At 60.6% G+C, this 13229-nt stretch carries 13 protein-coding genes; 7 read left to right on the plus strand and 6 right to left on the minus strand.

The features are described from left to right. Positions 1–88 precede the first annotated feature (88 nt). The 3 genes from B1722_RS02255 to B1722_RS02265 form a co-directional block, all read right to left on the minus strand. On the minus strand, positions 89–562 hold the full coding sequence (locus B1722_RS02255) for an LEA type 2 family protein (protein WP_086791096.1): 474 nt from the start codon (positions 560–562) through the stop codon (positions 89–91). Between the two features lie 64 nt (positions 563–626). Then, positions 627–2093 carry a nucleobase:cation symporter-2 family protein gene (locus B1722_RS02260; protein ID WP_086791097.1) on the minus strand — a complete coding sequence of 489 codons (1467 nt, stop codon included), beginning with the start codon at positions 2091–2093 and terminating at the stop codon, positions 627–629. Positions 2094–2308: 215 nt separating this feature from the next. After that, positions 2309–3202, minus strand: coding sequence for a LysR family transcriptional regulator (locus B1722_RS02265; protein WP_041067122.1), 894 nt, complete (start codon positions 3200–3202; stop codon positions 2309–2311). A 99-nt stretch (positions 3203–3301) separates the two neighbouring features. Between B1722_RS02265 and B1722_RS02270 the strand changes: the two genes are divergently transcribed. From B1722_RS02270 to B1722_RS02290, 5 genes are all read left to right on the plus strand, one after another. Further along, a complete protein-coding gene (locus B1722_RS02270) occupies positions 3302–4393 on the plus strand; it encodes a polyamine ABC transporter substrate-binding protein (RefSeq protein ID WP_086791523.1) in 1092 nt (363 codons plus the stop codon). A gap of 16 nt (positions 4394–4409) precedes the next feature. Beyond that, positions 4410–5369, plus strand: coding sequence for an agmatinase (speB, locus tag B1722_RS02275; protein ID WP_086791098.1), 960 nt, complete (start codon positions 4410–4412; stop codon positions 5367–5369). Between the two features lie 131 nt (positions 5370–5500). After that, a complete protein-coding gene (gene zapE / locus B1722_RS02280) occupies positions 5501–6619 on the plus strand; it encodes a cell division protein ZapE (protein WP_086791099.1) in 1119 nt (372 codons plus the stop codon). Positions 6620–6636: 17 nt separating this feature from the next. Continuing rightward, positions 6637–7218, plus strand: a complete 582-nt coding sequence (locus B1722_RS02285) for a DinB family protein (RefSeq protein ID WP_086791100.1) — start codon at positions 6637–6639, stop codon at positions 7216–7218. Positions 7219–7370: 152 nt separating this feature from the next. Continuing rightward, positions 7371–7868, plus strand: a complete 498-nt coding sequence (locus B1722_RS02290) for a GNAT family N-acetyltransferase (protein ID WP_041067176.1) — start codon at positions 7371–7373, stop codon at positions 7866–7868. Between the two features lie 84 nt (positions 7869–7952). Here the strand turns inward: B1722_RS02290 and B1722_RS02295 are convergent, their stop codons facing one another. Continuing rightward, entirely contained in the window at positions 7953–8162 is a 210-nt protein-coding gene (locus B1722_RS02295) for a hypothetical protein (RefSeq protein WP_041067133.1), read from the minus strand. A gap of 204 nt (positions 8163–8366) precedes the next feature. Further along, positions 8367–10613, minus strand: coding sequence for a TonB-dependent siderophore receptor (locus B1722_RS02300; protein ID WP_086791101.1), 2247 nt, complete (start codon positions 10611–10613; stop codon positions 8367–8369). On the opposite strand from B1722_RS02300, the gene B1722_RS02305 reads away from it, so the two are divergent. Further along, a complete protein-coding gene (locus B1722_RS02305) occupies positions 10600–10827 on the plus strand; it encodes a hypothetical protein (RefSeq protein ID WP_086791102.1) in 228 nt (75 codons plus the stop codon). The genes B1722_RS02300 and B1722_RS02305 overlap by 14 nt on opposite strands. Next, the gene (gene gorA, locus B1722_RS02310) at positions 10811–12169 is read left to right on the plus strand and encodes a glutathione-disulfide reductase (protein WP_086791103.1); all 1359 of its coding nucleotides are present in this window, start codon (positions 10811–10813) and stop codon (positions 12167–12169) included. The genes B1722_RS02305 and gorA overlap by 17 nt, the downstream gene beginning before the upstream one ends. On the opposite strand, the gene B1722_RS02315 is transcribed toward gorA, so the two are convergent. Then, complete coding sequence (locus tag B1722_RS02315; RefSeq protein ID WP_086791104.1) at positions 12166–13182, minus strand: DNA-binding protein; 1017 nt, start codon at positions 13180–13182, stop codon at positions 12166–12168. The genes gorA and B1722_RS02315 overlap by 4 nt on opposite strands. Between the last annotated feature and the right edge of the window lie 47 nt (positions 13183–13229).

Consider the following 13229-nt stretch of genomic DNA (forward strand, 5'->3'; position numbering starts at 1 on the left):
GTCAGCAACGACGATATTGGCTGACGCGACCCTATCGCTGGCAAGCCAGCTCCCACAGGTATTTATGAGCGGTCGCAAAATTGTGTATTTACCACGTCGCAGCAGTGGCCTTTGGCAAACTCAGCTTGCCGCTGTCGACAAAACGCATGGTGCCGAACACCCCGCCCGCGAGTTTGCCGCGCAAGACGTAAGGCAGGTTATCGAGGGTTTGTGTCTGACTCAAACCCAGAGTCTGGCGCAGTACCGAGAACGCGGAAACGCTGACCGGCACGCTGACCACGGTTTCCGAGAAGCGCGGGATCGAGCCGGTCTGATCACTGACGCCCGAGGCCAAGGGGCGGCCGTTGACCTCCAGATCCAGGGCGATACCGTTGTAATCGATGGCCGTTTCATTAGGGTTCTGCACCCGCAGCTTGATCGCGAAACGCACTTCCAGATCCTGGCTCGGCAACGGTTCGAGGCCGACCACGTTGATGTTTACCGGATCGCGGTTGGGAAACAGCGCGCAGGCGCTCAGGGACAACAGCAGCAGGGACAGGATGACGGCGTGGACGCGGCGCATAAACAGTCTCTCAACGAAAAGGGCTGAACCGTTGCCGGTTCAGCCCTTTTTTCATGGCGTCGCGTCAGCGGTTCAACTGTGCGACCGCCGCTGCGCTTGCAGGTTCAGCTTTGGCCGGCAGATCGGGGTTTTCCATGACCTGCAGAATCGACGCTTCCGGATCGAAATCGTCTTCTTCCAGCTCAATGAATTCTTCCGGCAGGAAGATATTCAGCACGATAGCGCACAACGCACCGACGGTGATCGGCGATTCGAAGATGTTACGCAGCGCTTGCGGCAACTCGCGCAGCACTTCCGGCACGGCGGCGATGCCCAGGCCCATGCCCACGGAGATCGCCACGATCAGCATGTTGCGCCGATGCAGGCCGGCCTCGGCGAGGATCTTGATCCCGGCCACGGCCACGGTGCCGAACATCACCAGTTCGGCGCCGCCGAGCACCGGTTTGGGCATGAGTTGCAGCACCGCGCCGATCATCGGGAACAACCCCAGCAGCACCAACAGGCCGGCGATGAAGAATGCAACGTAGCGGCTGGCGACGCCGGTCAACTGGATCACGCCGTTGTTCTGCGCGAAGGTCACCATCGGCATGCTGTTGAACACAGCGGCCATGGCCGAATTGAGGCCATCGGCGAGCAGACCGGACTTGATCCGGCGAATGTACAGCGGGCCCTTGACCGGTTGCCGCGAGATCATCGAGTTGGCGGTCAGGTCGCCAGCGGCTTCCAGTGGCGAAACCAGGAAGATCACCGCCACCGGCACGAACGCCACCCAGTCGAAATTGAAGCCGTACTTGAACGGCACCGGCACGCTGACCAGCGGCACTTCGGGCATCGAGGCGAAATCCACGGTGCCCATCAGCCATGCGACCACGTAGCCGAGGGTCAGGCCGATGACGATCGCGCCCAGGCGCAGAAACGGCACGTCGACGCGGTTCAGCACAACGATGGTGCCGATCACCAATGCGGCCAGGAACACATGGCTGGCTGCGCCCAGATCAGGCGCGCCGAAACCGCCGGCGATGTCGGTCATCGCTACTTTGATCAGCGACAGGCCCATCAACGTGATGATGGTGCCGGTGACCACCGGAGTGATCAGCATCCTGAGCTTGCCGATGAACTGACTGAGCACCACTTCGATGAATGCCGCGAAGAAACACACACCGAAAATGGTCGAGAGAATTTCATCGGTACCGCCGCCACGTGCCTTGACCATGAAACCGGCGCTGAGAATCACGCTGATAAAGGAAAAACTGGTGCCTTGCAGGCACAGCAGACCGGAACCCACTGGGCCGAAACGCTTGGCTTGAACGAACGTGCCGAGGCCCGAGACGAACAGCGCCATGCTGATCAGGTAAGGAATTTCACTTTGCAGGCCCAGGGCGCCGCCCATGATCAGGGTCGGGGTAATGATGCCGACGAAGCTCGCGAGCACGTGTTGCAGTGCGGCGAACACCGTGGCGGTCAAGTGCGGTCGGTCGTTGAGGCCGTAGATCAGATCGTTGTTGCGCGGGACTTTTTCAGAGGCGGTCATGGTGTTTTGCGCGCCGTGAGGCGGGGCCGGGTCAGAAAATGGAGGCGCAGGATGCCGGAAGAGGGCGGCGAGGGCAACGAGCAAAAATTGCCTGAAAGGTCAGGTTTTATTGGGTTTGAAAAGGATTTCCCCTTAAATCAAAAGATCGCAGCCTGCGGCAGCTCCTACATTTTGCATTCCTGTAGGAGCTGCCGCAGGCTGCGATCTTTTGATCTTTAAACAAAGGCTGCGAGCAAATCCTCCTCAAACGCCTTTTGCGCATCCCCCGGCACCTGTGCGCGGTGTCGTGCCAGATGAAACGCCACTTCGAAACTCAGTTCCCCAGGCCGCAGCGCGCGCAGCAGTCCCTTGTCCTCCCAGACCCGCGCATAGTGATCGGGCAAATAATCGATGTGCTTGCCGGAAAGAATGAACGCGAGGGTACCTTCGACCTGCTCCGAACGCGCGGAACAGCGCTGGTCCGCAAACGGCTCGCCACGGCGCATGAACCGATACGGATGATCGACCCGGTCGCAGGCCTGCAACGCTGCATCATCCGGCTCATCCACGCGGAACAGCGGATGCCCCTGCGCGCAATACAAATGCTGGGTTTCCTGGAACAGTTCGCGGTAATCGAAAGCGCTCTGCACCTGTGAGAAATAACCGATGGCCAGGTCCAGCCGCTGTTGCAGCAGCAGGCGCTCCATCTCCCCAGGCATCGCGCTGATCAACTCGATGCGCACCGACTCGTCGCGTTCGCGAAAGCGCCGGATTGCATCCGCCACCCGCAGCAGTACCGACTGATCGACGGCTTCGGAAAGGCCCAGCCGCACCTCACCGATCAACCGTCCAGCGACGCCGTTGGATTGATGGCGGAAGGTCTCGATGGATGCAAACAGCGTGCGAATCGCGATCAGCAATTGCTCGCCCTTGGGCGTCACGCTGAAACCACCCTTGCCCCGGCTGCACAGACGATAACCGAGGCGGGTTTCCAGCTTGGCCATTTGCTGGCTGATGCTCGACTGACTCAGACCCAGCTCACCTTGCGCCGCGCTGAAGCCGCCACATTCCACGACCCGCACAAACAGGCGCAGCAACTGCAGGTCGACGTCGTGAAGCTGACCGAGCATCACATTACTCCCGGATAAAGTCAGGTTAACAAACTTGTTATTTCTGCAATGTATCCGACGGCGCATCCTGCCACCACTTCCTCCGGTCAGGTGTTCGTCATGGCTCCCGTATTCAAGCTGTGTTTTCCCGCGCTGTTGTTGTCCGTGGTCATCCAGGCACAGGCCGAGGACAAGACCCTCAACCTCTACAGTTGGGCCGATTACGTGCCGGCGCAGACGCTGCAGCGTTTCGAGCAGGAGACCGGCATTCATGTGCGCTACGACACCTTCGATACGTCCGAGGTGTTGGAAACCAAACTGCTCACCGGTGGCAGCGGTTATGACGTGGTGGTGCCGTCGTCCAGCGTGCTGGCCCGTGGATTGGCGGCGGGCGCGTTAAAGGAAATTCCCCATGAGGGCCTCAAGGGTTACGCCAACCTTGATCCCGATCTGCTGGAAAAACTTGCCGCCGTCGATCCCGGTAATCGCTACGCCGTGCCTTATACCTGGGGCACGCTCGGGTTGGGGCTGAACGTCGAGGCGGTGAAAAAGCGTTTGCCGGATGTGCCACTCAACAGCCTCGACCTGCTGTTCAAACCCGAGTACGCCAGCAAGCTCAAGGACTGCGGAATTGCTGTGCTCGATTCGCCGCAGGAGGTCATTGGTCTGGCGCTGCATTACCTCGGGAAGGATCCCTACAGCACCGACAAAAATGATCTGGCCGCCGCCGAAGCCTTGTTGCAGAAACTCCAGCCGTCAGTGCTGTACGTCGCCACCGGCCGGCAGATCAACGATTTGGCCAATGGCAGCGTATGCCTGGCGCTGACCTACAACGGCGATGTGAGCATGGCAGCCGATCAGGCGCACAAGGCCAGCAAACCGTACGAGGTCGCTTACCGGATTCCGCGCGAAGGCACGTTGATCTGGCAGGACAACCTGGCGATTCCCAAGGACGCGCCGAACCCGCAGGCGGCGCGGGCGTTCATCGAATTCATGCTGCGCCCCGAATCGGTCGCCGAGCTGACCAACACGCTGTTTTTCGCCACCGCCAATCAGGCTGCAACGCCGCTGGTGGACGAGGCGGTGCGCAATGATCCGGACATCTATCCACCCGCCGAAATGCGCGAGCGCTTGTACGCCGACCGCAGCATGAGCCTCAAGGACATGCGTCAGCGCACGCGTCTGTGGACCACTTTCCGTAGCCATCAATAATCAAAGGAGCACACCGATGGACGTGCCGATGCTCAACGACCAAGCCATGACCCGTGACAGCCTGTACGGGACTGCCGCCGAAAGCACTTACGCCGGGATCACCAGTTTCATGCGTCGCCGCTACAGCCGTAATTTGCGCGGCGTCGACGTGGCCGTCAGCGGGGTTCCGTTCGACACGGCCACCAGCAACCGCCCGGGCGCGCGTTTCGGGCCTCGGGGGATTCGCGCCGCCTCCACCGGGATCGCCTGGGAACGCCACTGGCCGTGGGCGTTCGATCCGTTTGATCATCTGGCGGTGATCGACTACGGCGACTGCGACTTCGATTACGGCTCGCCGCACACGATTCCGGAAAGCATCGAGGCCCACGCCGAGCGCATTCTTGATGCCGGCAGCGCGATGCTGACGTTTGGCGGCGACCACTTCATCACCTATCCGTTGCTCAAGGCCCATGCCCGCAAACACGGCGCGCTGTCGCTGATCCACTTCGATGCGCACAGCGACACCTGGCCGGACGAGGGCGGCAAACGTGTCGATCACGGCACCATGTTTTGGCATGCGGCCAGGGAAGGGCTGGTGGATCCGGCGCGCTCGGTGCAGATCGGTTTGCGCACCACCAATGACGATCATCAGGGCTTTGCCGTGCTTGATGCACGTCAGGTACATCGGCGGGGTTGCGAGGCGATTGTCGAGGCAATTCGCGCACGGGTTGGCGACCACCCGGTGTATCTGACGTTCGATATCGACTGCCTCGATCCGGCCTTTGCCCCGGGCACCGGCACTCCGGTGTGTGGCGGGTTGAGCACGCTGCAGGCGCTGGAAATCCTCGGTGGTTTGCGCGGAATCAATCTGGTGGGCATGGACGTGGTGGAAGTGGCACCGGCCTATGATCATGCGGACGTGACGTCGCTGGCAGCGGCCACCCTGGCCATGGAAATGCTCTGCCTCTACGCCGCCCGACACAAAGTCGACCTTTAAAAACACAATTCCCTGTAGGAGCTGCCGAAGGCTGCGATCTTTTGATCTTGATCTTGATCTTGAAAAACAAAATCAAAAGATCGCAGCCTCGTTGCACTCGACAGCTCCTGCAGGGATATATACTGCCGCGCATGACTTTCGACTCTCCTTTAAGCGCCTGGCAACACGCGATCGAGCACAAGGGCTTCATCCAGGATGAAGCCCAGGAACATGCGGTCTGGGCGCTGCAAAAATGCCATGAAGCCTTGCATGCCGGTGCCCGTTCGGTCGCCGGCGTGTATTTGTGGGGCCCGGTCGGGCGCGGCAAGACCTGGTTGATGGATCAGTTCTATCAGAGCCTGCGGGTGCCGGCCCGACGGCAGCACTTTCATCATTTCATGGGCTGGGTGCACCAGCGCTCATTCCAGTTGACCGGGATCGCCGATCCGCTGCGAGCGCTGGCAAAAGAGCTGGCGGCGCAAGTGCGCGTGCTGTGTTTCGATGAGCTGTTCGTCAACGACATCGGCGATGCGATCATTCTCGGGCGGCTGTTTCAGGTGATGTTCGACGAAGGCGTGGTGGTGGTCTGCACCTCCAACCTGCCGCCGGATGAGCTGTACGCCGACGGCTTCAACCGTGATCGTTTTGTCCCGGCGATTGCCGCGATCAAGGCGCATATGCAAGTGGTGGCGGTGAACGGTGCCGAGGATCATCGCCTGCATCCGGGTGCGGGTCTGCAGCGGTATTTTGTCGTCGCGCCGGGGCAGGACAGCGCGCTGCAGCAGGTCTTCCAGTCGCTCAACGCCGGGCAGCCCGCCAGCAACGCGCCGGTGCCCGTCGGCCATCGCCTGTTGAACGTGGTGCAGGCCAGCGAATCGGTGCTCTGGTGCCGCTACGCCGATCTCTGCGAGCAACCGTTTGCCGCGATGGACTTCATCGCGCTGTGCGACCGCTATCGGTCTATTCTGTTGAGCGACGTGCCGAACCTCAGCGCACAGAAACGCGAAGGGCGTATCGCGCGGGGTACCGAGGACGGCTCGGCGCAGGTGGTGGCCGGCGACCGCGAACTGCCGCAACTGTCGGTGCACGACGACGGCGTGCGTCGCTTCATCGCCTTGGTCGACGAGTGTTACGACCGTAAAGTCCCGCTGTACATCGAGGCGCAGGTGCCGATGGCAGCGCTGTACACCGAGGGTTATCTGGAATTCCCGTTCCGGCGCACCCTCAGCCGATTGCAGGAGATGCAGCTGCAGCGTTTTGCCGAATCCTGAGCGAAGAGGGCGCGAACATGAGCCAACCGCTGTCGCATCATTTACTGACCATGGCCTACCAGAACGCGTGGGCCAATCACCGCCTTGGCAACGCTTGGGCCCAGCTCGACGCTGAGGCTCTGGCAGCGCCACGGGTGAGTTTTTTTCCGAGCATCCGCCTCACACTCAATCACATCCTGACGTGCGACTGGTTCTACGTCGACGCGCTGGAACGCGAGTTGCGCGGTGACGAGCCGCATCCCGACTGCTATGTGTTTTTCAACCGTGACGAGCCTTTTACCGAGGCCTCTGCGCTGCGTGAAGAGCAGGCGCACGTGGACCGTCGGTTGATCGCTTATTGTGAGCAACTGCGCGATGCCGATCTGGGGCGGATCGTCACCATCGCCCGGGAAACGCCGCAGCACGACAGTCGCCTGCGCATGCTTTCGCACCTGTTCGAGCATCAGATCCATCATCGTGGGCAAGTGCATGCGATGCTCAGCGCAACTTCGGTGAAACCGCCGCAGCTGGATGAGTTTTTCTGCGCTGGCGAGAGCGGCTTGCGTGCTCAGGATTTTGTCGAACTGGGTTGGACCGAGGAGCTGATCTGGGGGCGCTGACGCTGGAAAATCAAAAGATCGCAGCCTGCGGCAGCTCCTGCAGGCGTTTGCTATCAGCGTTTCTCCGGTTGTGACCCAGGCAGCCTCGCGTTAAGGTCGAGGTGCCTTTCAGGTGCGCACCTTGCACGCCGGGGCTTTGATCGGGGATGGAAATGGATTCCGCAGAAATACTTGTGCTGCAAGCCAGCTACACCAATCCACTGCACGCCGAAGCCATCGGCATTGTGCTCAATCATTACGCAGAAGATCCGATGGGCGGCGGTCAGCCGATTGCCCCCGAGCTGCTGCGTCGTCTACCTGAAGAGCTGGCCCGCCGGCCCCACGCGTTCAGCGTGCTGGCGTTTGTCGGTGGTGAGCCGGCAGGGCTGGTGAACTGCTTTGAAGGGTTCTCGACGTTTGCCTGCAAACCGCTGGTCAATGTTCACGATGTGTCAGTGCTGGCGAAATTTCGCGGCCTCGGGCTGAGCCAGAAAATGCTGCGCAAGGTCGAGGAGATTTCCCGCCAGCGCGGCTGCTGCAAGATCACCCTGGAAGTGCTCGAAGGCAATGCGGTGGCGCAGAACGCCTATCAAAAGTTCGGCTTCGCCCCCGGCATGTTCGACCCGGAACATGGCCGTATGCTGTTCTGGATCAAGGATCTGCAGGCATAAAAAAAGGCGCCCGGGACAGGGCGCCCAACTGTCGTCTCCGAGGCCAGAGCGGAGCCATCGGAGGTCCATCGGTTGCTCGGTGAATCAGTTGCGATAAGACTCGGTGACTTGCGCGGTCTGATCGTTCGGAACCTTCAGTTCCGCTGCTTTGCTATCGGTCGGCTGTTCGCTTGGCGCGTGGTGGACCGGGAAGTTGTCGTAGTAATGCCGCATGCGTTCGGCGCCGCCCTCGGCAAAGGCGCTGGCGGAACCGAGGGCGAGTAGCCCGGCAAGAATGGCGGTGGTGGTTTTCATGGTGCCTCCTACTGAAAAACGTGGGAGCCGTTCGTCCATGAAGCAGATCTCGGGGCACAGTGTCCCGGCGCGGCATTAACTCGGGGTTAACAGCGGTGGTGAGGGGATTGGGTGACGCATTGCGCGTCACCTCGAGCGTGGGGCCGCTTCGCGACCCATCGGGGATGAATCCCCTCACCACAGGGTTTGGTTTGATTGGATGGGTCAGAGCTTCCAGTCCAGGCTCAGCGTCACCGTGCGCGGGTCGCCCCAGTACACGCCGTTGTAGAAGCCGACGTTGTCGTAATACTTCTTGTCGAACAGGTTATCGACGTTCAGCGATGCCGACAGGTGCTTGTCGAATTCATAACGCGACATCAGCTTGACCACGCTGTAGGCCTGCTGAGTGATACGCGCCGGTTCGGTGATGATTCGGCCGTTGGCGCCGCGCCCGATCGGGCGGTTGGCCGCGCCATAGACCTCGCTCTGCCAGTTCACCGCGCCACCGACAGTCAGTGCGTGCCAGTTGCCCGGCAAGCGATAGGCCGTGGACAGCCGCAGCATGTTCAGCGGTTGAGCGGTGTTGCTGCGCTGTTTTTCACCGTCGACGGAATGGGTGTAGGTGTACCCGGCGGTCATGTTCCAGCCATTGAGGATTTCGCCGGACACTTCGGCCTCGAAGCCATTGACCTTGTTGCCCTTGCCGCCGGACTTGAAAAACTCCTCGCCGCTCACCGGGTCTGGTGGCACCGAGTTGTCGCGCTCGGCGACGTTGTCCTGTTTGCTCCAGAACACTGCTGTCGCCAGGTTCAGGCGTTCGTCGAGCAGGCTGCCCTTGAGCCCGACTTCGTAGTTGCTGCCAACCACGGGGTCGAGGTAATTGCGGTTGCTGTCGCGTTTACTCTGCGGTTTGAAAATGTCGGTGTAGCTCACGTAAGCCGTGTACTCCGGCGTCAGGTCATAAAGCAGGCCGGCGTAGGGCGTCCAGATATCGTTCTGACGCTGATGGGTGGCATCGGTGCTGCTCAGTTTTTGCTGCGCGTCATAGTAGTAATCGGTGCTGGATTCGTCCCAGCTGCCATAGCGGCTGCCGATGACGGCATGCAGCTCATCGGTCAGGCTCAGGCGGGTCGCGAGGTAACCGGCCTTTTGCCGAGTGATGCCTCGCGCGCCCGGCAGGCCGGTAACGGTGTCGGCGAATTTGCCGATGTCACCCATGTATTTCCAGTCGCGGATCTTGCCGTAGTCGGCGGCTTGGGGGCTGTTGAAGGCGTAGGGCGAAGTCGAGCGGTTTTCCGCCTCGCCGTAGCCGAACATCATCTCGTGTTCGCGGCCGAACAACTGGTACGGCCCCGCCAGGTTGAAGTCGTACACGCTCATTTTCTGCGTGCCGAGCATGTGCCCCATGTAGGCCGTCATGCCGCTGCGGTCGGCCTCGGGGAATCCGCTGCCGCCGTAATAAACCTTGCCGTCGGTATCACTTTCGCGGTGGGTGTAGGCCGCTTTCAGCTTCCAGCCATCACCCAATTGCTGGTCCAGGGTGACGAATGCGGTCTTGTCCTTCAGCGGCCAGGAACTCCAGGAGGTCGCCATGTTCGTTGACCGGCCAAGGCCCGCCTTGCTGCCGTCGGCGTTCCAGTACGGCACGGTGCCCCAGGAGGTGCCTTGTACCTGCTTGTCCTGATAGTCGTAACCGACGGCTAGCACCGTGGAATCGGTCAGATCAGCTTCGAGAATGCCGTAGCCGACTTCGCGTTGCAGCGCGTATTTGTCACGGAACGACTGGCTGTCACGATAGGCCAGCACCGTGCGCCCGCGCAGCCGGCCATCGAAAGCCAGCGGCCCACCAACATCGACATAGCTGTAATAGTTGTCATAGCTGCCACCGCTGACCCCGGCCAATGCCTGCCACTGGGCAGTCGGGCGTTTGCGCACCATGTTGATGGTGGCGGAGGGATCACCGGCGCCGGTGGTGAGACCGGTCGCGCCGCGGACCACTTCGATGCGGTCGTAGATGATGGTGTCCGAGTCTGACTTCATGCGCCCGAAGGTGTTGAGCATGCCGTCGATCTGGAAATTGTTGATCGGGTAACCCCGCGCCGAATAGCTGACTCGGTCCGAGTCGTTGTGTTGCACGACGATGCCGGTGGTCTGGCGCATGGCTTCGGACAAGGTACCGAGCTTGAAATCATCCATCTGCTGGCGCGTGACCACGGACACCGATTGCGGGGTTTCCTTGATCGACAGGTTCAGCCGCGTTGCGGTGCTCATCGCGCCGGTGGAGTAGGAATGGGTGTTTTCGGTATTGAGGCCGAGGCCTTCAGCGCTGACGCTGGTGGCGTCCAGTTCCAGCGCCTGGGCGGCGGATTGTGGCGCTGTTTCAGGGTCGGTTTCAGCCAGCAGATCGGGACTCAACGCCATGCTGAACAAGCCGACAGTCAGGGTCATGGAACGGGTAATGGGCGCGAACATCGCAGCCGACTCCTTGTCTTCGAGGGAAAAAATCCGTTGGTTCAAAGACGAGGTGCAGCCCGACGATTTAGTATCAAACAAGAAATATTATTATTTGGACATGTTTCCCGACTTCGCCGAGACGGGCGAAAAGCTGCGCACGGCGCTTGCCCAATGGACGGCGGCGGGTATGCTGTTGGCCTGCCGAGGAGATAGCAATGGCCTACGATTTTGACCTTTATGTAATTGGTGCCGGTTCCGGCGGTGTACGTGCAGCGCGCTTCGCGGCCGGTTTCGGCGCGAAAGTGGCGGTGGCCGAGAGTCGTTATCTGGGCGGTACCTGCGTCAACGTCGGCTGCGTGCCGAAGAAACTGCTGGTGTACGGCGCGCATTTCGCCGAAGACTTCGAGCAGTCGTCCGGTTTCGGCTGGAGCCTGGGTGAAGCCAATTTCGACTGGACGACCCTGATCGCCAACAAAGACCGCGAGATCAATCGCCTCAACGGCATTTATCGCAACTTGCTGGTCAACAGCGGCGTCACCCTGCACGAAGCCCACGCGAAGATCGTCGGCCCGCATGAGGTCGAGGTCAACGGTGAGCGCTTTACCGCGAAGAACATCCTGATCGCTACGGGTGGCTGGCCGCAGATTCCGGAGATTCCGGGGCACGAACACGCGATCAGCTCCAATCAGGCGTTCTTCCTCAAAGAGCTGCCGAAGCGGGTACTGGTGGTTGGTGGTGGTTACATCGCGGTCGAGTTTGCCGGGATTTTCCACGGCCTGGGCGCCAACACCACGCTGCTGTATCGCGGTGATCTGTTCCTGCGTGGTTTCGATGGTTCGGTGCGCAAGCATTTGCAGGAAGAGCTGACCAAGCGCGGTATGGATCTGCAATTCAATTCCGACATCGCGCGCATCGACAAACAGCCTGACGGCAGCCTCAAGGCGACCCTCAAGGATGGCCGCGTACTGGAGGCCGACTGCGTGTTCTACGCCACGGGCCGCCGTCCGATGCTGGACAACCTGGGCCTGGAAAACACTGATGTGCAGCTCACCGACAAGGGTTTTATCAAGGTCGACGAGCAGTATCAGACCAGTGAGCCATCGATTCTGGCGTTGGGTGATGTCATCGGTCGCGTGCAACTGACGCCGGTTGCACTGGCCGAAGGCATGGCGGTGGCGCGGCGCTTGTTCAAGCCGGAGCAATATCGTCCAGTGGATTACAAGATGATCCCGACGGCGGTGTTCAGCCTGCCGAACATCGGCACTGTCGGTTTGACCGAAGAAGAGGCGCGGGAAGCGGGCCACGAAGTGGTGATTTTCGAGAGCCGCTTCCGCCCGATGAAGCTGACGCTGACCGAATGTCAGGAGAAAACCCTGATGAAACTGGTGGTCGACGGCAAGACCGACAAAGTGCTCGGCTGCCATATGGTCGGCCCGGACGCGGGTGAGATCGTGCAAGGTCTGGCGATTGCTCTGAAGGCTGGCGCGACCAAGCGTGACTTCGACGACACAATCGGGGTGCACCCGACGGCCGCCGAAGAGTTCGTCACTATGCGTACGCCGGTCGGCGCTTAAGCGTCTTTCGCCTTGGCTGTGTCTGGCGCTGCCGCAACGGTAGCCGCCAGACGCAAGCTGTCTTCCAGACTCGCTTGAGTCTTGGTCAATTCCTTCTCCAGTGACTGATTGAGCTGCCGCTGTTCGTCGGCATCCTGTTTCAGCGTCTGACTCTCCAGCAGGGCCACGCGCAAGCGTTCCTGGAGGAGGGTGCGTTCGTTGTCGACGCGAGTGGCTTGCTCCAGCAACTGATCCTGACGCTGGTTGCTGTGCTTGAGCTGGTCCTGCATCAGGCTCAGTTCGCGCTGGGTACCACGGTTTTCCGTGAGCAGACGTTCGTTGTCGCGATGCAGCTGGGTGATCTCGTCCTGACGCACCAGTGCACTTTGTTGCGCCTGACGTAGCTCCATCTGCAATTGCTGAAGCTGGCCTTCGTGACGTGCCTGTTCCTGCTCGCGCTGCTCTTTGGTGGCATTGCGATAATGTTCGAGAGCATCGCGGGCGTGCAGATGTTTTTCTTCCAGCGAGCGGATCTGCTCGTCCTTGTCTTGCAGGCGCAACTCGAAGTCGGCCAGTGCCTGATTGAGTCCGGCGTTGCGGGTTTGCTCGGTCTGCAGCATCGAGCGGGTTTCTTTCAACGCCTCGGACTCCCGGGCCAGTGCTGCGCCCTGGATGTCGTGCTGATGCTCCAGTTGTTCGAGTGCCTGGCGTACCTGTTTGAGTTCCGCTTCCAGGGTTTCACGCTGCTCTTCGAACTGCTCGCGCGCTTGTTCGATGGGCTCTTGTGCCTGTTCTTTCAGGCGCTGGGCGAGGCGTGAGACCAGCGCCGTCAGCTCATCGTTGATCGGTTCTGCGGACGCTACGACCGGTTGGCTGCCGTCATCGAGCTCTTTCAGATAGCGATGGATCGTGGTTTTCGAACCGGTGTTGCCCAGCTCGATGCGTACAGCATCGATGCTGGGGTGTTCGCCTCGGGCCAGAATCGCTGCGCGCGCGATCTGCACCACTGCCTTATTTACGCCGCCACGGGCCATGTGAACTCCTACCGTTTCGTACTGTGGTACATGCCACCAAAGTACGC

It is taken from the genome of Pseudomonas sp. SCPG-7, from assembly GCF_002156405.1.
GTDB lineage: Bacteria > Pseudomonadota > Gammaproteobacteria > Pseudomonadales > Pseudomonadaceae > Aquipseudomonas > Aquipseudomonas parakoreensis.